21 protein-coding genes are annotated in these 21,229 nt (G+C 61.9%); 6 read left to right on the forward strand and 15 right to left on the reverse strand.

Annotated features, from left to right (window positions below; genetic code table 11):
• Positions 1-52 precede the first annotated feature (52 nt).
• From B552_RS0104700 to B552_RS0104715, 4 genes are all read left to right on the forward strand, one after another.
• Positions 53-583 carry an NAD(P)H-dependent oxidoreductase gene (locus B552_RS0104700; RefSeq protein ID WP_019447857.1) on the forward strand — a complete coding sequence of 177 codons (531 nt, stop codon included), beginning with the start codon at positions 53-55 and terminating at the stop codon, positions 581-583.
• Positions 584-612: 29 nt separating this feature from the next.
• Positions 613-1,467, forward strand: coding sequence for an SDR family oxidoreductase (locus tag B552_RS0104705; RefSeq protein WP_019447858.1), 855 nt, complete (start codon positions 613-615; stop codon positions 1,465-1,467).
• An 861-nt stretch (positions 1,468-2,328) separates the two neighbouring features.
• Positions 2,329-3,315 carry a DNA-binding protein gene (locus B552_RS0104710; protein WP_019447859.1) on the forward strand — a complete coding sequence of 329 codons (987 nt, stop codon included), beginning with the start codon at positions 2,329-2,331 and terminating at the stop codon, positions 3,313-3,315.
• Positions 3,312-4,811 carry a tyrosine-type recombinase/integrase gene (locus B552_RS0104715; RefSeq protein WP_019447860.1) on the forward strand — a complete coding sequence of 500 codons (1,500 nt, stop codon included), beginning with the start codon at positions 3,312-3,314 and terminating at the stop codon, positions 4,809-4,811. The genes B552_RS0104710 and B552_RS0104715 overlap by 4 nt, the downstream gene beginning before the upstream one ends.
• Positions 4,812-4,999: 188 nt before the next feature.
• Here B552_RS0104715 and katG read toward each other — a convergent pair whose 3' ends face one another.
• The 7 genes from katG to B552_RS0104750 form a co-directional block, all read right to left on the reverse strand.
• Positions 5,000-7,180: a catalase/peroxidase HPI gene (gene katG / locus B552_RS0104720; RefSeq protein WP_026035335.1), complete on the reverse strand. Its 2,181-nt coding sequence runs from the start codon at positions 7,178-7,180 to the stop codon at positions 5,000-5,002.
• Between the two features lie 178 nt (positions 7,181-7,358).
• On the reverse strand, positions 7,359-7,907 hold the full coding sequence (gene grpE / locus B552_RS0104725) for a nucleotide exchange factor GrpE (RefSeq protein ID WP_019447862.1): 549 nt from the start codon (positions 7,905-7,907) through the stop codon (positions 7,359-7,361).
• 103 nt (positions 7,908-8,010) lie between these two features.
• The gene (locus tag B552_RS0104730) at positions 8,011-8,244 is read right to left on the reverse strand and encodes a BON domain-containing protein (RefSeq protein WP_019447863.1); all 234 of its coding nucleotides are present in this window, start codon (positions 8,242-8,244) and stop codon (positions 8,011-8,013) included.
• A gap of 204 nt (positions 8,245-8,448) precedes the next feature.
• Entirely contained in the window at positions 8,449-8,577 is a 129-nt protein-coding gene (locus tag B552_RS29345) for a hypothetical protein (RefSeq protein WP_019447864.1), read from the reverse strand.
• Positions 8,578-8,804: 227 nt separating this feature from the next.
• Complete coding sequence (locus B552_RS0104740) at positions 8,805-9,410, reverse strand: BON domain-containing protein (RefSeq protein ID WP_019447865.1); 606 nt, start codon at positions 9,408-9,410, stop codon at positions 8,805-8,807.
• A gap of 442 nt (positions 9,411-9,852) precedes the next feature.
• Complete coding sequence (locus tag B552_RS0104745; RefSeq protein WP_026035336.1) at positions 9,853-10,374, reverse strand: hypothetical protein; 522 nt, start codon at positions 10,372-10,374, stop codon at positions 9,853-9,855.
• A gap of 569 nt (positions 10,375-10,943) precedes the next feature.
• A complete protein-coding gene (locus tag B552_RS0104750) occupies positions 10,944-11,186 on the reverse strand; it encodes a DUF2188 domain-containing protein (protein ID WP_348599297.1) in 243 nt (80 codons plus the stop codon).
• Positions 11,187-12,382: 1,196 nt separating this feature from the next.
• On the opposite strand from B552_RS0104750, the gene B552_RS0104755 reads away from it, so the two are divergent.
• Positions 12,383-12,694 carry a hypothetical protein gene (locus tag B552_RS0104755; RefSeq protein WP_157160181.1) on the forward strand — a complete coding sequence of 104 codons (312 nt, stop codon included), beginning with the start codon at positions 12,383-12,385 and terminating at the stop codon, positions 12,692-12,694.
• Here B552_RS0104755 and B552_RS28660 read toward each other — a convergent pair.
• From B552_RS28660 to B552_RS0104790, 8 genes are all read right to left on the reverse strand, one after another.
• The gene (locus B552_RS28660; RefSeq protein WP_085958756.1) at positions 12,645-12,908 is read right to left on the reverse strand and encodes a hypothetical protein; all 264 of its coding nucleotides are present in this window, start codon (positions 12,906-12,908) and stop codon (positions 12,645-12,647) included. The two genes, B552_RS0104755 and B552_RS28660, sit on opposite strands and share 50 nt — an antisense overlap.
• A 97-nt stretch (positions 12,909-13,005) precedes the next feature.
• The gene (dnaK, locus tag B552_RS0104760; RefSeq protein WP_019447869.1) at positions 13,006-14,940 is read right to left on the reverse strand and encodes a molecular chaperone DnaK; all 1,935 of its coding nucleotides are present in this window, start codon (positions 14,938-14,940) and stop codon (positions 13,006-13,008) included.
• Positions 14,941-15,028: 88 nt separating this feature from the next.
• Positions 15,029-16,651 carry a chaperonin GroEL gene (gene groL, locus B552_RS0104765; RefSeq protein WP_019447870.1) on the reverse strand — a complete coding sequence of 541 codons (1,623 nt, stop codon included), beginning with the start codon at positions 16,649-16,651 and terminating at the stop codon, positions 15,029-15,031.
• A gap of 41 nt (positions 16,652-16,692) precedes the next feature.
• Positions 16,693-16,980, reverse strand: a complete 288-nt coding sequence (locus tag B552_RS0104770; RefSeq protein WP_019447871.1) for a co-chaperone GroES — start codon at positions 16,978-16,980, stop codon at positions 16,693-16,695.
• 131 nt (positions 16,981-17,111) lie between these two features.
• Positions 17,112-17,492 (reverse strand): hypothetical protein, encoded by a 381-nt coding sequence (locus tag B552_RS0104775; RefSeq protein ID WP_026035337.1) that lies wholly within the window; start codon positions 17,490-17,492, stop codon positions 17,112-17,114.
• A 241-nt stretch (positions 17,493-17,733) separates the two neighbouring features.
• Entirely contained in the window at positions 17,734-18,300 is a 567-nt protein-coding gene (locus tag B552_RS0104780) for an Hsp20/alpha crystallin family protein (protein WP_019447873.1), read from the reverse strand.
• A 192-nt stretch (positions 18,301-18,492) separates the two neighbouring features.
• A complete protein-coding gene (locus tag B552_RS0104785; protein ID WP_026035338.1) occupies positions 18,493-18,900 on the reverse strand; it encodes an Hsp20/alpha crystallin family protein in 408 nt (135 codons plus the stop codon).
• A gap of 15 nt (positions 18,901-18,915) precedes the next feature.
• The gene (locus tag B552_RS0104790; RefSeq protein WP_019447875.1) at positions 18,916-19,356 is read right to left on the reverse strand and encodes an Hsp20/alpha crystallin family protein; all 441 of its coding nucleotides are present in this window, start codon (positions 19,354-19,356) and stop codon (positions 18,916-18,918) included.
• A 596-nt stretch (positions 19,357-19,952) separates the two neighbouring features.
• On the opposite strand from B552_RS0104790, the gene B552_RS0104795 reads away from it, so the two are divergent.
• Complete coding sequence (locus B552_RS0104795; protein WP_237718167.1) at positions 19,953-20,723, forward strand: DUF3626 domain-containing protein; 771 nt, start codon at positions 19,953-19,955, stop codon at positions 20,721-20,723.
• The last annotated feature ends 506 nt before the right edge of the window (positions 20,724-21,229 follow it).

Here is a 21,229-nt window from a genome sequence, read left to right on the forward strand (position 1 = left end):
TCAAATGCGCCAGAATGGCGCCCATCGTTTGGAAAACCAAGAGCTTCCCTCCATGTCCGAAAGCCGAATCCTGCTTGTCTACGCGCATCGCAATCCGGGCGCATCGCGCGTGAACCGCGCCCTGCTTGATGCCGCCGCCACGCTCGCCAACGTGACCGTGCATGATCTGACCGCGCGTTACCCCGACCTGCGCATCGACGCTGAGCACGAGCAGCGCCTGTTGCTGGAGCACGATGCCATCGTGCTCCAGTTTCCGTTCTACTGGTACAGCACGCCTGCCATACTGAAAGAGTGGCAGGACGCCGTGCTGGCGTACGGCTTCGCCTACGGCTCGGAGGGCGACAAGCTGCGCGGCAAGAAGCTGATGATCGCAACCACCACGGGCGGGCCGTCCGATGCCTACCAGGCCGGAGGCTACAACCAGTTCACCCTGAGCGAGTTACTGCGGCCGCTACAGGCCACCGCAAACCTCGCCGGCATGCGCTATGAACCGATCTTTGCGGTCACAGGCGTGCGCATGCTCGATGACGCAGCCCTCGACCGTACCGCCACGGCCTATTACGCCCGTCTGGCGGCACTCTGAACCCACCTCTCTGACAAGAGGAATACCCCATGTCAAACAGCATTCTCGTTACTGGCGCCACCGGCACGGTGGGTCGCCAACTCATCAAGCAACTTAAGGCGGCCGGCGCGGATGTGATTGCCATGTCATCCACAGGCAAGGCGGTCGAGGGTGTCGAAACCCGCCACGGCGATCTGGCGGACCCAAAGAGCCTGGCGTCCGCGATGCTCGGCGTCGATGTGCTGTTCCTGCTGCTCCCGCTGCAACGCAACATGGCGGAACTGGCCCGCAACGCGATTGCCGCCGCCAAAGCGGCTGGCGTCAGCCATATCGTCCGATCCTCGGGCGCCGGCGCCGATCCGGCCAGCCCTGCCGCGATAGGCCGCGTGCAAGGCGAGATTGATGAACTGGTGGCACAGTCCGGCATTGCGTACACATTGACGCGGCCCAACTGCTTCATGCAGAACTTCCTGACCTTCTACGGGGACATGATCCGCGCCGGCACGCTCTATCTCGCGCAGGGCGACGGCAAGGTGTCGTTCATCGACGCTCGCGATATTGCGGCCGTCAACGCTTCGATCCTGCAGCATCCCGCCGCGCATGCCGGCAAGACTTACACGCTGACTGGCGGCAAGGCGCTCTCCAACGCCGACGTGACGCAGTGCATCGGCGCGGCCCTGGGGCGCAGCATCAGTTACGTGGCCGTGCCGGATGATGCGGCGATCTCATCGATGCGTGACGCGGGCGTGGACGAGTGGTCGATCGTTACGCTGATGAGCCTGAACCGCGTGATCGCAGCCGGCTATACGGCGGAGGTCAGCCCCGATGTCGAGAATCTGCTGGGGCGAGCGCCCATCCCCTTCGAGGCGTTTGTAGCGGATCACCTCGCAAGCTGGCGCCAGTAGCCATAGACGGCTGTCGCCTGATGAACTACCCATTCAACTCAAGGATTCTGCGTGAAAGTGCTTCGCCGGGTCGCCGCGGCTGCACTCTTTAGCCGGGCGCGCTAATGCACGATGGGCTCAACTTCGGTCACTTGATGAACAAAGCGCGAACGGCGGAGAAGGCGAGCGACGTCAGACGTTTGCAGTCATTTTCGGTCGCTCGTCGGCGCCAGCCCCTGTAACCGCTGTAGACGCAAGGCATATCTAGGCTGGCGCCACATCTCGCCGGGCCACGCCTAGAAATTCTCGCCCCAGTCCTGGAATTTCACGAGATCATCTACTGGCTCCTTTCGTCGAGACGACGTTGCCTTTCTATCCTTTTCAATCTGGCTAATAGTCTCGCCTGTGAGGAAATTGGTGCTGCTAATTTCCGAGTACCTCGGCCCTAGTTCATCATCATGAATCGGCGATTGATGTGTTTCCTTGAGCCCAATACACACCAATTCGCCCTTGCGAAACGAAATTGTGCCTCGTAATTGTTCACCGCAGTTGACGACGCGTAGTATTTGTCAATGAAGGGGTCCCCTTGATTTCGCTGCAATTTACCGGGGTAGCCACCCCTAGCATCCAGGCGGGTTTCCGGGTGATGCTCCGCTGAAATTCCCGTCAAATCAGTCACTTGCTGACTGGTCCTTTTTCCTCTGTTTCCAGCGTTTCTGAGTGCCGGCGAGGTCCCGGCCGCCGGTCTGCGAGGCCTTGCGCCCCGTTTTGGTCTGATAATGCGATTTATCGTGTTTAACCTTGCGTTTTCCTCATTTTATAGATGATTCTAACGTTAGCTATGTATGGTAGAGTGAAGGTGTTTTTACCCCGGAGCCCGCCATGTCCCGCCTGGCCGCCACCCCCGAACAGATCCGCGCCACCGTGCTGGCCATGCTGGCCGAGGCCGGCGACGCCGCGCCCCCCACCGCCGCGCGCTTTCGCCGCGCGGTGTCGGTGCGCAAGCTGCGCGCGCGCCTGGGCGGGGGCGATCCGGCGACGCTCTCGCGGGCCCTGAATGCGATCGAGGCCGAGGTGGTACGCGCGGGTCTCGCGGAGCTGGCGCTGCCGGACCTCCCCGAGGAGATCGCCGAGGCGATGCGCGCGCTCTGGCAGGCCGCGGTGGCGGTGCAGCTCGACGACGTGGTGCGTCTGAAGCGCGAGGCCCGGGCGAGCGTCGAGACGGCCAACGCCGCGCACACCGACGCCGAACTGCGGGTCGAACTGCTGCGGCAGGAATTGACCGAGACCCGTGCACAGCTGGCCGCGCGCGACACCGCGCTGGCAGAGGCGCGCGCGGGCGCCGCCGCCGAGGCGGCCCGCGCGGAAGCGCTCGCCGTGCGCACCGGCGAACTCGAGACGGCGCTGGCCACCGCGCACGAGCAGGTCCGGACGAGCGAGCGGGCCCAGGCCGAGGCCATCGCCAGTGCGCAGGCGCGCTACGAGGGCCTGTCCAGACAGCTGTTGCAGGAAACCGCGCACCAGCGCGAGGCACTGGCGGCCGAGCGTAACCAGCTCGCGTCGCAGCTGAAGTTCGCCGAGCGGCGCATCGCGGGGCTGGAGCAGGAGCGCAGCCGGCTCGAGACAGAACTCGCCGGCGAGCGCGCCGCGCGCCAGACCGCCGCCGGCGAGGCGAGCGCCCTGAAGGCCGTGAATGCCAGCCAGCGCGCCCAGCTTGACGAGCTGCTGCGCGCGACGCTCGCCGCCGCGGCGCCCCCCATGCAGCCCGGACCGGCAAAATCGTCGACGAACGCGCCGGCCAAAGAGGCAGCCAAAGCGGCCAGCAAGCCCGCCACCAGGACTGCGCCCAAGCGCGGGAGCCGCGCATGAATCCGGCCGCGTGGGTCGACACGGCCACCGTGCCGCCGCGCCAGCTGCCGCCCACCGTCGAGGGGGCGCTGGCCTACCTGGCCACAGCGCTCGGCCATCCGGTCTACGCGCACTGGACGCTCGCAGGCCTCAAACGTCGCCATGGGTCGCTGGCCGACGCCAAGGCCGCGCAACCCGCGGTGATGAAGCTCCTGCTGGCGCACGACGCGGCGGTCGAGGTCTGGGAGCGCGGGCGGGTGCGTACCGTTGCCGCCGCGCAGGCGCCAAGCCCGGAAACGGTCCTGGCCCGGCTGCTGCATACGCACCGGCGCCGCTTTCAACAGTCCCCCACTCTACCTCCTGCGAGCCCGGTGTCGACGCCTGCAGTCCTGGGCCCGTGGCTCGCGACCCAGGATGCGCGCACGTTGGCGTGGCTGGCGCGCGCCGGACGCTTCGCGCAGCCCGATGCGGTCACCAACACGCTCGGCGCCCGCGGCGACGCGCAGGCGCTGGCGCTCTTCCTGCGCGACCGCGGCGGGCGCTCCACGCATACGCTGCGCGCCTACGGCACCGAACTGCGCCGCCTGATCGCCTGGTGCGACGCGCACGGGCTCGGGCCATTGTCCGACCTGACGCGCCAGCACCTGCTCGCCTACCGCCAGGCCTTGCAGCAGGGCGTGGGCAGCCCCGACGGCCGCAGTGAGGGCCCGACACCCCAGAGTCGGCCGCTGGCCGAGGCGACGCGCACCCGCGCGCTCGCGGTGGTAGCCAGCCTGTACCGCTATTGGTACGACACCGGCTATCTGCAGGCGAACCCGGCCGCGGGCCTGTCCGCCGGCAGCCGGGCCCGCGCCGGCTTCACGCCCACCCGGCTGCTGCCGCCGGCGTTGCTGGCCGCGTGCGACGCGTGGTGCGCCACGCCGATAGCCGATGAGGACGACGCGCTGGCGATCCTGCGCCGACGCGCGATCTGGGCGCTGTTCCGCTACGCCGGCGTGCGCCTCGCGGAGCTGGCGTGGTCAGCCGAGACGGGCCTGCCGCGCCTGGAGGCCGAGGCGCCGCAGCGCTGGACCCTGTACGTGCACGGCAAGGGCGACAAGCGCCGCGCCATTCCGTTGCCGTCGGCCTGTGTGATCGTGGTGCGCGCCTACCGGCTCGCGCGTGGGCTGCCCGCCGAGCCGCCCACGCACGAAGCGCTGCCGCTGATCCACGGCAACAAGGGCGAGGCGCTGCAGGCCGCCGGGTTGTATCGCGAGGTCAAAGCCATCCTGGATGCTGTGGCGAACGGCTTGCCGGACAACCACGCCACGCAGGCCTTGCTGCGCAAGGCCTCGCCGCACTGGTTGCGTCATGCCTATGCGCGCACGCTGGTGGTCGACCACCAGGTGCCGCTGCCGGCCGCACAGGCCCTGCTCGGGCACGCCTCGGTGCAGACCACGGCGGCGTATGCCCGAACCGACCTGAGTCAGTTGCGGGAGTTTGTCGAGCAGACCTTTGCCGATCCCATCCAAGCCTGAACCGTAGGCCGAACGGCAAAAAGAGCCAGGCTCGTCGGATAGCCAGCCTGTACATAATTGGAGTAAAGGCTGCGGCAAAGCGGTGTCCGTCATCATTTTCTTCAAATGACGTTTGGACGAAACGCAGCGAGCTTGAAAGCGCCGGTCTCGCGACGTGCCCCATAGTCACCGTGCCCTTGCTTCGCATGTCACCTAAGGTCGTAGCGGTCAAGGTTCATCACCTTGTTCCACGCTGCCACGAAGTCCTGGACGAATTTCTCCTGGCCATCTGTAGCGCCGTAGACCTCGGCGACTGCCCGAAGCTCGGAGTTCGAGCCAAAGACGAGGTCAACACGCGTGCCGGTCCATCTTGGCGCGCCGGTCTCGCGGTCGCGTCCTTCGAATACATCCTTTTCGTCCGACACGGGTTTCCACTCCGTGCGCATGTCGAGCAGATTCACGAAGAAATCGTTAGTCAGTGCTCCAGGACGATTCGTGAAGACACCATGCTGCGACTTGCCAAAGTTGGCGTCCAGCACGCGCATGCCGCCTACCAGCACTGTCATCTCGGGAACAGTCAGCGTCAGCAATTGGGCCTTGTCCACCAGCAATGCCTCGGCCCGGATCGGGAGCTTCCCCTTCATGTAGTTGCGGAAACCGTCGGCGATCGGTTCGAGCACCACCATGGCGTCCAGGTCCGTTTTCTCCTGCGAAGCATCCATGCGGCCGGGCGAAAACGGCACCGTCACGTTGTGGCCGCCATTCTTGGCCGCCTGCTCGACGCCAGCGCATCCGGCCAGCACGATCATGTCGGCCATCGAGACCTTCTTGCCGCCGCTCTGCGCCTTGTTGAATTCGCCCTGGATGCCTTCCAGCGTGGCCAGCACCTTCGCCAGTTCGGGCGGCTGGTTGGCGTCCCAGTCCTTCATTGGCGCCAGGCGGATGCGCGCTCCGTTGGCGCCGCCGCGCTTGTCCGATCCGCGGAAGGTCGAGGCCGATGCCCACGCGGTCGACACCAGTTGCGGGATGGTCAGCCCCGACGCCAGCACCTTGGCCTTGAGCGCGGCCACGTCCTGCGCGTCGATCAGCGGGTGGTCAACCGCCGGGATCGGGTCTTGCCAGAGCAGTTCTTCCTTCGGGACTTCAGGGCCGAGGTAGCGTACGCGCGGCCCCATGTCGCGGTGGGTCAGCTTGAACCAGGCGCGGGCAAATGCGTCGGCCAACTGCTCCGGATTCTCGTAGAAGCGGCGCGAGATCGGCTCGTAGATGGGGTCGAAGCGCAGCGAGAGGTCGGTCGTCAGCATGGAGGGTGAACGACGCTTCGACGGATCGGCCGGGTCGGGCACGGTACCGGCTCCCGCATCGCCCTTCGGCTTCCATTGATTCGCACCGGCGGGGCTCTTCGTCAGCTCCCACTCATACTCGAACAGGTGCTTGAAGTAGTCGTTGCTCCACTTGGTCGGCGTGGTGGTCCAGATCACTTCCAGCCCGCTGCCGATGGCGTCGCCACCCTTGCCGGTGCCAAAGCTGCTGCGCCAGCCGAGCCCCTGTTCCTCAAGGCCGGCAGCCTCGGGTTCCGGCCCCACATGGGACACAGGACCCGCGCCATGCGTCTTGCCGAATGCGTGGCCGCCCGCGATCAGCGCAACCGTTTCTTCGTCGTTCATCGCCATGCGGCGGAACGTCTCGCGGATGTCGATCGCCGCGGCAAGCGGGTCCGGATTGCCATTCGGGCCTTCCGGATTCACATAGATCAGGCCCATCTGGACTGCCGCCAGCGGATTCTCCAGGTCACGCTTGCCGCTGTAGCGCTTGTCCTCCAGCCACACGGATTCGTTGCCCCAATAGACGGACTCGTCCGACTCGTAGACGTCTTCTCGCCCGCCGCCAAAGCCGAATGTCTTGAATCCCATCGACTCCAGCGCCACGTTGCCGGTCAGCACGATCAGGTCGGCCCATGAAATCTTGCGGCCGTATTTCTGCTTGATCGGCCAGATCAGCCTGCGCGCCTTGTCCAGGCCAACGTTGTCCGGCCAACTGCTGGTCGGTGCGAAACGCTGCTGGCCAGCACCGGCGCCGCCACGCCCATCGCCGATGCGATAGGTGCCTGCGGCATGCCATGCCATGCGGATGAACAACGGACCGTAGTGTCCAAAGTCTGCCGGCCACCACGGCTGAGAATCAGTCATCAACGCCTGCAGATCTTTCTTCACGGCGGCCAGGTCAAGGCTGTTGAACTCCTTCGCGTAGTCGAAGGCCTCGCCCATCGGATCGGACAATGAGGAGTTCTGGCGCAGAATATGTAGGTTAAGCCGCTCTGGCCACCACTCCTGGAGCGCCCGGCCGGCGCCTGCAGGATGAAGAAACGGGCATTTTGCTTCAGTTGTCATACGTGTCTCCTTGGATCGCCAGCACCCCGCTGCCAGCCTTGGAAGGGCCGTATCCGGACGCCGGAACTGAATCTGACCCCACGTTATCCCTATCGTCCAGGCTTTTCGATCCGACCAAGGGTGGAACGCAGCTCTTGGGTATAGCCATGTCATGTCGGTCGGCTGACTGCAGACGGTCTCACTTCGGTGCCGACACGGTCACGAGTGCGGGGCGCAGCACACGATCGGCAATCAGGTAGCCGCGCTGCAACACGGCTAACACCGTATTGGCCTCCTGCTCGGAGGGCACCATGGAGATCGCCTGGTGGCGATGAGGGTCAAACCTCTCGCCCACCGGATTCAGCTCGAGGATCTCGCCCTTCTCGAAGGCGCTGCTGAGCTGGCGGGCCGTCAGTTCGACGCCTTCGCGCAGCTTGGCGATGTCGCCGGAATCATCTGCCAGCGCCGCCTGCAGGCTGTCCATCACGGGCAGCAGGTGGTCCGCAAAGGTCTCGATCGCGAACATGTGGGCCTTGACCACCTCCTCCTGGGCGCGACGGCGAATGTTCTCGCACTCGGCTGCGGCGCGCAGGAACATGTCATAGTGATCGCGTGCCTTGGCTTCGAGTGCGGCGATCTGGGCCGCCACATCGTCCACGGCGGCCGGTTCGGCTTGGGCCGGTTCCGCCTTGCTCGTATCCTCGCTGGCTGACGTCAACGGGGATGGCGTTTGCTCCTGTTCTTCCATGTCGATTCGTTTAAACAAAATCACAGCCCGCGCAAGTCGCGGCCGTTGGGAGTCAGCCGGCGAGCCAGTGCTACACGATATCAATGCCAAACGGGGCTGCCGCCTACCCGCCAACCTGGATCTCATCTTCCACGGTATTAACTCCCGTCACCGATATGGCCGCCTTGAGTGCCGCCAGGTGATCGTTATCATCCTTCACTTTGCCTCCGAGATGCACCACCCCATTGTTGGTGCTGACCTTGATGCCAGTGGAATTGAGGCCCTTCGCCGCAAACATTTCAACTCTTACCTTCATGGTAATTGCGCTGTCACTTAGCAGTCTTTTGACTGGTTCCATCACGGTCTCCAGTTCTATTGACTAACGAATTGTTGGTTGATATCGGGCCACGTGTTCGCGGCATCCCGCCCGGCAAATCGAGCGGTATACGCCCTTGGGATGTGCCCCCGAGGTAATGTACGTGGCGTACTGTCGCGTCCGGATGGCTGCACATGAACATACTAGGCGATAACAGACACTCTCTTCGCTTCGCGCGTCCAGCTTCTACTCGCCGCAGGCCCCGATGCGATTGGTGCAATGGCTGGACAGGAAGCCGCCAAACAAACTCGCCATCTGCCGTCGCATGCGTTCGAGTTCGCTGAAGAGGTCGGTTCCAAAGAAGAGATCACTCATGGTCGTTATCCTCCGTCGATGCAGCAAGGAGGCGAAGGGGCATACGCGCTCCCATCCACCTGCCGAGCCGCTGGCAAACAAACAGAAACACGCAGAGCGCAACATCGCGACTGCCTGAGCGAAAAATAAAATACTAAACGGATAGCCAAATTTCAAGGCGACAGGCAGTCTTGTCGTTGCCGTGTATCAGGACGGTCAGGAGGGAAGTGCTACGCTACCCAACTGCGCTAGGCCTGATCTTTCAACCCGGTTCGTGTTGACAACTCGCTGTGAACGGCCTTGATGCCGGGACAGGCGCGAGCTTCTGTTTCCAGAACCTCGCGAGTTGCGGCGTCATGTACTGTGCCTCGCAATGTCACGACGCCTTCATGTGCCTCGACACTCACGGTACCAGGATCAACGGTCTGTGCGAAGCGCTCTTCGATCACAGCAACAAGCTGTGTGTCGGACCGCGGTGACACCGCGCTGCTGAATGCGTCCCCAGCATGCTGCCCCAGGGCCGCCGGTCCAGGCGCGGGCAGTCCCTCATATTCCGGCGCCCGATCTCTGCGGCTTGGGCCCATGCCGTACATGCTGTAACGTTCCACCCCGTCGGGCTGTTTGCCGCCGAACCGCACGTGATAGGGGTGCGATAAAGTGTTCGCGCTCGACAGCCCGGTCTGAAGATAATCCGCCACGTCCGCGCCTCGTTCCACACCGCAATGGCTACCATACCGAAAATCCGTCAGCGGCGCACGCTCATGGATGAGGCTGGCCTCACACTGCTTTCCCGAATTTCCCTGCTCACGGCGCTGGACCTCGGTGGACGACGACAGCAATGGATTTCGGAACATGGTGTCCTCTCCTTAGAGCGATGAGCAGCTGCAAACCACCCACTGTGTACGAAGCAGGAAGCTCGCCAGTACTCGATTCCTAGCGCGCTCCGTTGCAGAGGAGGATCATTTTCAACTGAGTGACGAGACGTATTCTTCCTTCGCCATGTGAGTAGACCAAGCATGGACGCGGGAACGGCATCCAAGCGCAAACGCGCGGTCGCCGCTCGTTGCGACCTGCCCGACGGAGCCACCCTGCGGCGTGCTCACCCGACGCGACCCCTCAGGCTGAACTGGAATCGATAGCGGGGTCGAACGGCCGTCCATCGCCGAAGTGCGAAACTTCGACCTCCGGCACCGAGATTCCAGGCCTGCGCTCGGTTTGATGGGACGGCTGACCAGCAATCCGCAGCTTTGGCAGCAGTTGCCGCGATATCAGTCGCCCATATCGCAGCGCCCCACGTCATCCCTTGATCTCCTTCCGGCTAACGCCAGCGTCCTTTCTCTCGATCTGCCGGTAGGCATCGGCGGCCACCAGGCCAAATACGATATGCGCTAGAAAGCTCAGACTTCCGCGAGCCTCGGCAAACCATGGGAAGAACCGTGTCATGCCATAGAAGTCGATCAAGTACACGACGGCGCCGAACACGGCACCGGCCAGCGATGCCATGCCGAAGCTCGAATCGAAGCTGAATGGCGCAATGATCACTGCCATGATCAGCCCAAACACAATGGCCAGCACGAAGTGAACTACCAGTGCCGTCAAAATGACACCAACGCCAGGCACGGACTGCGACAGGACGTCGCGACCCATGACAATAGCGGCGACCATCCGGGTGGGTTCCCATGGGTTTTCACCCATCAGCCACAGCGCGACCAGTTCGACGACCAGAAAGACCACTCCGGCTGCGAATCCCGCGATTGCCGCGGCACGCCAGTCCGGCATTCGCCGGGCGAAGTGGTGAGAATGCATATGGAGTTCCATAGCGCCCTCCTTTCCTTCAGATGCAGCCTAACTGGCTGCTTCCATTCAACATTTTAGGAAATGGGCCAACCGACGCAAATTGGTTCGACCATGTTCACGGTGCGAAAGAAGTTTGCGAAAGGATCTACCTTGCTCCGCAGAGGCGCGGCGACTGCGCAGGCACTTACGCGAAAACGGTCGGGGTCGCTGCAACTACATGCCCATGCCGGACAAGTCGAACGGTCTCATTCTGAACGCGCATTTCTCGTGCCGGTCGCGTGCGATCCCAGAGTGATCTAGTTGATGCAACAGCCAAATGATTGCTGTCGATCCCTTTTTCTCGGGGGCAATCAAGGGGGGCTTTTTCGCATGCGCCAGATATGATCTTTGTTTGTGAAGGTAATCAGTTCTAGACTGCAGGTGAATCGATTCCGACTCCCCGGGATTGATTCCACGTGAACGCCGCCGGGGCACACTGATCCTCGGCGGCTTTTTTTGGGTACTCGGGGCGAGCATGTCGAGAGTAAAAAGATGCCGCGGCGTCATGGTCGCGGCGAATGGGGGAACGCGAAAGCCTTCGGTACTTTCGTTTATCCCCTCTGCCTTATGGGTGCCCTCTGCTCACTTATCTGACCGTCGGGCTCATGAACCAGAAGTTGCACCATCGTTTGCTGTGCTAACTGGGTGGCGATGGCAATAGCTGCCTCGCGTGATTCATATAAGGTACGGGCCCCTGTACCTTCGATCGCAATGGCCCACTCACCGCCGTGAGGGACAACGTGGATATCACCGGACATCGCGGTTCTCCATTGGTGCAATCGGCTATTCCTCATGTGGCAGCCCCACGTCGGGAAGATCTATCGGAGCGCTTGCATCCGCTTCGCGCTCGCAGATCCTCAGGGAGGCGCTCTCTTCAATTACCTTGTGGACGCCTGCAGAGATCGCGGCTCCACGAGATTCATAAACAACTCGTTCGCCATCTGATTCGACGGCCCAATGATTGTCGTTGGTGAATAGCACAAGCTGTCGACATGCACATTCCTTCTTGGTGGCATGTCTCAGTTGTATGTGGGATTTGCCGGGGGCGATGTAGGACGCCCTCCCATTCTGTGGGGCTTATGCGAATCTCGGACTGCTTCGTGTGAGCCAGCCCGGGGTATGGGCGCGTTGGCACTACGCTCCCTCTATGCTGTTCCGCGGCCGCAGATCAGCCGTGTATTTACTTTGCCACCCTGATGCGAGCTCTACAAGTCCAACGCAGGCGGCCTTGAGAAGACGCATGGCCTTCTTTGGTCGTGACTCGTGTTGTCGTCATTTGCTGCCTTCTCTCAAATCGGCTACGTGGGCCACTAGCTGAAGTACGCTGGCTTGTCCTACGATTGAACTCGACCACACTGCTGACGAGTGCCCATCACCGTATGGATGAGTCTACAGACCTATCGTGGGACACCCTCGTCAATGGGGCATTGATCCTCAGGTGGAGCGTACTTCGCGCAAAACGTGGTGGCGCGTTCCTCCATGTAGCCCACTATGGCGAGACGTAGGTGCCGGAGGAGACAGACAATGAGCTGTACGCCGATCTACTGTGCGTGCAACTCCAAAGATGTGACCAATCCGCAGGTACTGAGGCTGCGTCGCGAAGCTGCCGACGTAATGGCGAATACCTCAAAGGCGATTCAGGAAAGCCGCCAGGTCCTCGACCGCGTTTATGGCCGGCGTGGGAAGAGTACTAGGTCGGATCCCTCCGTCCGTTGCTGACACCTCGCCCAAGGACCGAGTCAATCGGCGGCGCCAAGATTGAAGCGAAAGGGGACGCACTTCGGATTACTTTACTTCTGCGATTGCCGAGGGCGGGCGCGCTGGCTGTTCTCGCAACACGCGAATACGCGGACGCAAAGCACATTCACCAACGCGATGCATCTGCAGTGACCGTATGGTGCTGAATAGGCGCGTCTGCGACGCGCCAACGCGCATCGGCCTCCTCGATACGCCATGCATGCTGAACCAGGGCGAAGAGGATCATAGAGCCATGAACACGCTAACCTACACGCTGATCACCTACCGCCCCGATAGCGCGCATCAGAGCGCACACGACATCCTCGTCAGCCGGGACTGGCAAGAGGTCGTGCGCTACACCGCCACTCTGCTCGATCAGAACGCCAAGCGCGAGACTGAACCGCCTTCGAGTTTTTATCTGCTGGTGGACGGTCAGTTTGCCGGCGTATCTACGCAGGAAAGGCTGATAAAGGCCGCGACCAACTGCCCACAACCAACGGGGTATGACAATCCCGCTATCGAGGAGGATGGCCTGACGAATCGAAATCAGGAAGCTCGTCGTTAAGTACTTCGAATACCTCTTCCGCCTTTCCTTCCAAGATGGATTCAAAGCTGCGAGAGGGATCGTCCGGCCGCAACCCACGGTAGGCACGTTGCACGTCCTCGATGGTCGGTTCGATCTCGAGAATACGTGCGATCACCTCGTCGTCAGTTGGGCCGAGAATCTCGCGAATCTGGCTGGCGCTCGCACACCGCGAAACGGTCTTGAAAGTGCGCATGACATTGCCTCCAATTATGTGCGCCTGGGGCAAGGCAGGGTCAATCCTGGCCTATGGCACCCAGAGGTTCTGTACGAGTGAGGCGTCGGCTGGTTGATCACTTGGAGTTTGCATCTTTGAACTCGACATCCGTCACATCGTCTTGTTTCTTCTCGCTACCAGTATCCTGTGCACTCGTCGAGTGCTCCGAACCGGTGCCACCTTCGGCTTGCACGTTCGCGTAGATTCTTTCGCCGAGTGCTAGCGAGGCCGCGTTCAGGGCCTGCGCCTTGGCATCCATTTCTGCCTTGTCCGAGGTCTTCAGCGCGGCCTCGAGATCCTTGATAGCCGACTCGATCTTCGCCTTCTCGCCGGCATCCAGCTTCTCGCCGTATTCGGCCAGCGCCTTACGCGTGCTATGCACCAAGGCGTCACCGCTATTGCGCGCATCGACCAACTCTCTTTGCCGCCGGTCTTCGTCAGCGTGGGCCTCGGCGTCCTGCACCATGCGCTGGATCTCGCCTTCAGAGAGTCCGGAGTTGGCCTTGATGGTGATCCGGTTCTCTTTGCCGGTGGCCTTGTCCTTTGCCGAGACGTGCAGAATGCCGTTGGCGTCGATATCAAACGTCACCTCGATCTGCGGCACGCCTCGCGGCGCCGGTGCAATGCCCTCCAGGCTGAACTCACCCAGCATCTTGTTGCCCGAAACAATCTCGCGCTCGCCCTGGTAGACCTTGATGGTCACCGCCGGCTGATTGTCGTCGGCCGTGGAGAAGATCTGGGAGAACTTGGTGGGGATGGTGGTGTTCTTGGTGATCATCTTGCTCATTACGCCGCCCAGGGTTTCGATGCCCAGCGACAGCGGGGTAACGTCAAGCAGCAAGACGTCCTTGCGCTCACCGGCGAGCACCGCACCCTGGATCGCCGCACCCACCGCCACCGCCTCGTCGGGGTTGACGTCCTTGCGCGGCTCATGGCCGAAGAATGCTTTGACCCTGTCCTGCACCCTGGGCATGCGGGTCATGCCACCCACCAGTATCACGTCGTCGATCTTTTCTACTGACACACCGGCGTCCTTGATGGCGACGCGGCACGGCTCCATCGTGCGCTCGATCAGGTCTTCGACCAGGGCTTCGAGCTTGGCACGGGTGAGTTTCAGGTTCAAGTGTCGCGGTCCGCTGGCGTCGGCGGTGATATACGGCAGGCTGATTTCGGTCTGCAGGCTCGACGAGAGCTCGATCTTGGCCTTCTCCGCGGCTTCCTTGAGACGTTGCAACGCCAGCACGTCGCGCGACAAGTCGACCCCCTGGTCCTTCTTGAACTCGGTGATGATGTAGTCGATGACGCGCTGGTCGAAGTCTTCCCCGCCAAGGAAGGTATCGCCGTTCGTCGACAGCACTTCGAACTGCTTCTCGCCTTGCAGGTCGGCGATCTCGATGATGGAGATGTCAAAGGTGCCACCGCCGAGGTCGAACACGGCAATCTTTCGGTCGCGGCTTTCCTTCTTGTCCAGGCCGAACGCGAGCGCCGCCGCAGTCGGCTCGTTGATGATCCGCTTGACATCCAGCCCGGCGATACGCCCGGCGTCCTTCGTCGCCTGGCGCTGGCTGTCGTTGAAGTAGGCGGGCACCGTGATGACAGCTTCGGTGACAGCTTCGCCAAGATAGTCTTCGGCGGTCTTCTTCATCTTGCGTAGCACCTCAGCCGAGACTTGTGGCGGAGCGAGCTTTTGGCCTTGTGCTTCGACCCATGCATCGCCGTTACCGGCCTTCAAGATCGTGAAGGGCATCAGGCCAATGTCCTTCTGCACTTCCTTTTCCTCGTAGCGGCGGCCAATCAGCCGCTTGACGGCAAACAGTGTGTTCTTGGGATTCGTGACGGCCTGCCGCTTGGCGGGCGCACCGACGAGGATTTCGCCGTCGTTCACATAGGCGACGATCGACGGGGTCGTGCGCGAGCCTTCGGAGTTCTCGATCACTTTGACCTGGTTGCCTTCCATCAGCGCCACACACGAGTTCGTGGTGCCGAGGTCAATCCCGATGATCTTGCTCATGATGTCAAAGCGCCTGGCGCTGTCCTGGTTGGAAACTCCCTGAAACGCGAAAACCGTCTGCGACTGGCTGCTCGCCTTGTGTGCCCCGTCAATACTCCAGCTCCGGTGACACCGCAGCGGCTTTGCCGTGGTCTTTCGGCATCTCTGCCACGGTCGCGTCCGTGGTCAGAATCAGCCCGGCGACCGATGCCGCATTCTGCAGTGCGGTGCGGGTCACCTTGGTCGGGTCAATCACACCCATCTCAAACAAGTCGCCGTATTCGCCGCTGGCCGCATTCCAGCCGAAGTTGCCATCATGTTCGAGCACCCGACTCAGCACTACCGACGCTTCCTCGCCGGCGTTGGCGGCGATCTGCCGCAGCGGCTCCTCCAGGGCACGCAGCACGATTCGGATGCCGGCTTCCTGGTCGGCGTTGGCGCCGTAAAGCGGCGCAAGCTGGGCGCGGGCGCGCAGCAACGCGACGCCGCCGCCCGCCACGATGCCTTCCTCCACGGCAGCCCGCGTGGCGTGGAGGGCGTCCTCGACGCGCGCCTTCCTCTCCTTCATCTCGACCTCGGTGGCGGCGCCAACCCGGATCACCGCCACGCCACCGGCCAGCTTGGCGACCCGCTCCTGCAACTTCTCCTTGTCGTAGTCGCTGGTGGTCTCGTTGATCTGCCGCCGGATGGCCTTGATGCGGGCGTCGACTGCCGCGTGATCGCCCGCGCCGCCGACGAGGGTCGTGTTCTCCTTCTCAATTTCGACGCGCCTGGCTTGCCCCAGATCCTCCAGCACAACGTTCTTGAGCTGCTTGCCCGTCTGTTCCTCAATCAGCGTGCCGCCTGTCAGGATGGCAATGTCCTCCAGCATGGCCTTGCGCCGGTCGCCGAAGCCCGGTGCCTTCACCGCGGCGGCCTTGAAAGTGCCGCGCAGAGAGTTGACGACCAGGGTCGCAAGGGCCTCGCCTTCCACGTCTTCGGCCACGACGAGCAACGGCTTGCCGGTCTTGGCCACGGCCTCGAGCACCGGCAGCAGATCGTGAATCGCCGATATCTTCTTGTCATGCACCAGGATATACGGCTCCTCAAGCATGACGGATTGTTTCTCGGGCTGGTTGATGAAGTACGAGGCCAGATAACCGCGATCGAACTGCATGCCTTCGACCACCTCCAGCTCGCTCTCCAGAGACTTTCCGTCTTCGATCGTGATGGCCCCGTCCTTGCCGACTTTGGCCATCGCGTCAGCGATGATCTTGCCAATCGCCTCATCGGCATTGGCGGAGATCGCTCCGATCTGGCTGATCTCCTTGCTTGTGGTGCAGGGCCGGCTCAGCTTGCGCAACGCCTCGACGACCGCGCCCACGGCCAGGTCCATGCCGCGCTTCAGATCGATCGGGTTCAGACCTGCCACCACATCCTTCATGCCCTCTTGAACCATCGCCTGGGCCAGCACGGTGGCAGTCGTGGTGCCGTCTCCAGCCACGTCGGAAGTCTTGGCCGCGACCTCTTTGACCAACTGGGCCCCCATGTTCTCGAACTTATCGCGCAGCTCGATTTCCTTGGCGACCGACACGCCGTCCTTGGTGATTAGCGGGGCCCCGAACGATCGCTCGAGGACCACGTTGCGCCCCTTGGGACCGAGCGTGACCTTGACCGCGTTGGCCAGCAGGTTGACACCCGCCACGATCCGGCGGCGCGCGGACTCCTGAAACTGGATCTCCTTGGCTGCCATGATGAAACTCCTCGCAAGTCGCTAGCCTTCTGTTCCTTTCTCTATTCGACAACGCACAGAATGTCTTCGTCACGCATGACCAGCACCTCCTCGCCTTCGAGCTTGACGGTGGTGCCCGCATACTTGCCAAACAGAACGCGCTCGCCGATCTTGACGCTCGGGGCGCTGACACGACCATCGCCCAGTCGCTTGCCGGGCCCAATGGCGAGGATTTCGCCCTGGTCGGGCTTTTCGGCGGCGGCATCGGGGATGACGATACCGCTGGCCGTTTTGTGTTCTGCGTCCAGGCGTTTGACGATGATGCGATCATGTAGTGGACGGATGTTCATAACCTTGCTCCTTATCCCATCACTGCGTTCATGAGCGGGTTGGACTAACGAGCCCAGGCGCCCTGCATGAAAGTCTCTACGCAGCGCCCGGCAGCACAAGCGTCATTGGCCCCGAACATGATCCCGGTGCTTCACTGAATGGGCGGCACGGTGCCGAGTTTCTCTGCCAGCATCCGCTCGTACACGCCAAAGTGTGTATCCACCTCCGTTTGACTGACGACGACAACATCAATCTCGATCTGCTTGGGAGGCAGGCCAAACATCGTAGCCAGCGCCAGTTCTAGGTGGGTAGCGGCCTCCTTGTCCTTTTCGAACGTCGTACCGATGCTGATGACGTAAGCATTGCCTTGCTCTGTGACGTCCACCAACCGAGCCCGCGCGCTGAGGTTGTTCTCAATCGCGAGGGTGGCCAACTCCGCCACTCGCCGTGTCCGCTCGGTCGGAAAGCCCCGCGTGCAAAGGAGCCGCACCCGATGCCTGCCTAGTGTCACCCACTCTGAATTGAACTCCATCGAAGCCTCCATCTCGGAAGTGTTTGCGGCCAACATAGCGGTCAGCCCGGCGATTTCAAGAACTCAGTGTTGCACCTGAAATCGCATCTGGTTTGCGTGCCAGCAACGCGCGCTCCCCAAGCGTCGCAAATGCCAGAAAGGGCCTCGGGGGCGCGACGTTGCATTACAAGCGTGAGCATCCCGGCTCAGCGTAGCAGGCTTGTACGAGTCCACGCTCCTCACACAGCTCGCAATCCTGCGCTCACTTCACCTCGATTTTCCGCACCGCTGAGTGCGAAGAACCACTCTTGGGTAGGCGCAGCGTCAACACGCCTCGCTCGAATCTCGCATCGACGTGATCGAGGTCAACGCCGTCCGGCAGCGGGATACTGCGCATAAATGCACCGTACGCCCGCTCCAGGCGGTAGCAGCCGTTTTCCTCGCTCCGCGTGTCCTGCTTTTTCTCACCCCGCAACACCAGGGCGCCATCTTCGATGGTGGTCTGCAGATCCTCGCGATCCATGCCGGGCAACTCCGCCGTAATCCTCAGCGCCGAGCCATCATCGACCACATCGATGCGCGGTTGGAAGCGCGACGAGCTGAAGTCGCCGAACCATCGATCCAGCCCCCCGAAGCCCGAGAGGGGCTCATGCAGGAGCTCGCCCATCGCGCGCCAGGGATCGCTTGAAAACAGCCGCGAAACATCGGGCCAGTCCGGTGTCCAGTGCCTTGGCGCGGGAACGTTCGACGACTCCCCCGTCGGTTGCCTGTCCTCGGTCGATTTGCGTAGGAACTTGAAGGGGTTCCATTTACCCAGATCTGTTTTCATCTTGTCCTCCTAACGACGACTTGATGCCAACGACCTTCGGTTAGCCGGAAAGCCCGACCCAGCGTCCGAGACACCGCAAAGCTCGCCGTCACGAGCGCGTCCGTCAGTCGCCGGCCCATTCCGGAGGGCATGGTGGCGCCCGACTGACCGCCACCATGCATTTCCAGGGCGCGCCCCATACGGGGCGACTCGTTAGCCAGTCGTCACGGCAATGCGACGTGGCCTGGCTTCATCGCGACGCGGGATCGTGAGCTTCAGCACGCCATCCGTCAATTGCGCGTCAATCTTCGACGTATCGAACTCCGGGCTCAATGCGAACGCTCTGGCAAAGTGCGGCTCGCGGACTTCCGCGTGCTGCACACGCAGGTTCGCCGGCATCGGCACCACGGCTTGCGCCTCGATTTGGAGGTTGCCATCATGGACGTTCACGTTGAGATTGTCTTTGGTGACGCCAGGAAGGTCGGCCCAGAGGGTGACACCGTTGCTGTCCTCGAAGATATCGACCGCTGGCAGCAGCGTGATTCTCGCCGCGGGCCTGTCTTCCTCGCGCTGTGCCACTGCGCCCTGGTCGCGCTCAACCATTTGGGTAGTTTCGCTCATGGCTCTCTCCTCAGGTTACTGGACGGTGATCGCGCGAGGCTTCGACGATTCTCGCTTGCCGACACTGATCGACAGGCAGCCATTGACGTAGCGCGCCTGGACCTTGTCGGGGTCGGCATTCTGCGGCAATTCGACGACCCGCCGGAAGGCGCCGACGAAGCGCTCCTGCGCATATGGCCGTACCTCTGGGTCATCCACCGACTGAGCCGCGTCGCGCTCGCCGCTGATCGTCAGCAAGCCCTTATCGATCGACACCTCGAGCTTGTCTTGCTTGATCCCAGGTGCGAACGCGACGATTTCGATCGAATCGTCCGTGGTGCCGATGTTGAGGGCCGGGAACGCTCCGAAGCGGCTGGAGCGGATACTGGACGGAAAGCCGCCGAACACGCTCGCCATCTGCCGCTGCAGCCGGTCGAACTCACTGAACAGGTCGGTTCCGAAAAAGAGATCACTCATGGTCGTATCCTCCTTCGCAGCAAGGAGGCGAACGGGCATACGCGCTCCCACCCGCCTGCCAAGCCGCCGGCAAACAAACAGAAACACGCAGCGCGCAACATCGCGACTGCCTGAGCGAAATTAAAATAGGCAATCTGTTGTTGGTTTTCAAGGGGCATTCGTGCGCGATCGCGGAGTTGCTGGTCGTCCCTATCGCTAATATGCAAGGCGTTGACGCTATTCGGCGAGCAGGACTCGACTCGGCGGGCAAGGGTGCTTCAAAATGCACTCGTTGTGCATTTTGAAGCACCCTGCGTTTACTCAGAATGGACCACCTTGATGCGCGATGACAGAATTCAGGCCTCGACTTGGACGAGCGCTCTGGCTAACCGGCGTGGCCGCGCTGGATTGTTTCGTGCTTGTCTGAAACAAAACCTTGGCTGGATCGTTTCGGTGGGCGTTGCGTGCTGGGCGAGCGAAATCAAGTCTCCGTTAGACCGATGCTTTCAGTTGTTGGAGATGCAATGTCGAGTTGGTCGCCACACTCCGAATCACCACAGAAACGAGCCATTGCTCACGTCGCCGCGCGTAGCTCGGGGTTGCCTCTGGCTCCGGATATGTCGGTGACACTCAATTTCCATCCTGATCGGAGTTATGGAGGGGTGCCCATTCTTCATGCGCTGACCGTGGAGCGCGTATATCGATCTCAATTTGAAACGGGCACCAGCAACGGAGGACTGACAGCCTACGTAGGTGGCGATCGTTGGGCTTGGGAGAGCCGGATTTTTGGTGGCGCCTACGATCAGATGCCGCCGGAAGAGCGGCCGAAGTATGGGGCATTAAACTACAAGAGGCGGGCGATAGGAGGAGCGTCTCGCTTTGGTTCAGCACACTTTCGGCTTCGGTCCGAGGCGTTGGAACGATGTACGTTCTGCTATCCAGATAGCGTCTTCGAACCCACGCACTTTGGCGTCTCGGCAAAAATGGGGCTTGTTGCACGGGCGCTAAACGATGCCAATGACCCACTGGACGATTACATCGAGGCGCATATACATGGCCCTATTCGGTTGTCCGAGGATGTGGAAGCGCTGGTCCTTGACCCTTGCTATCAGGGCACAGAGATTGAAGTGCAGGCGCACCGGCTCCCGTGCGCCATCGAATGGCACCCGGGGTTCCGGCTGCCCGTCGAAACATTGAGGCAGTATCCCGAGTATCGAGGCAAGAAGTATGTTGACTTGGGCCTAAAGATTGCACGCGACGGTTGCCTCGACCCCGCTTGCATTGGTAAGGCTGCCTGTACCGGAGCGTATGACCCGCAGGATCTTAAAAAGGTTTGGCACTACCTTGCTCGGTATGGCGAACCATCCTTGTCGCCTGACGCAGCCTGAGTAAGCCTGAGTAACGCAGAACCAGCGGCAGAGCATTTCCACAAAGAGCGGGCGACTCGCCCTATCCGCATGAATCCCAGCACAGCACTGCCACCGTGCGCGGTTTGTTTGAGCCTCCCGGAATTTCGCCCCCGTCCACCACCATACCGATGGGGTCTTCCACGCACCCGGGTATCCCCCGATTGAGGGGTGCGCCGCACGGCGCGACGCTATTGCCCACCAACGCGAGCAACTCGCGCCTTGGTGCATCGCCAGATTCGCTGCGTTCGAAAAACCCGTCAGAACAAGGGGCGACGTTATGGCCAGGCGAGACAACGACATTCTCCAGGAGGGCGGTAACCCCACTGGCTGGAGCACGGAGGAATACGGGCTGCAGGCAGTTCGACTCTGCCGGGACGATGCGACATGCCAACTTGAGCATTTGGTCCACGCATGCGTCACGTGGCGCAGCAAGTCCTACTTCTTTGTGAGCGGCATCGACGGCCATGGCCAGGCTCGCCTAGCCG

It is taken from the genome of Cupriavidus sp. BIS7 (assembly GCF_000292345.1).
GTDB lineage: Bacteria > Pseudomonadota > Gammaproteobacteria > Burkholderiales > Burkholderiaceae > Cupriavidus.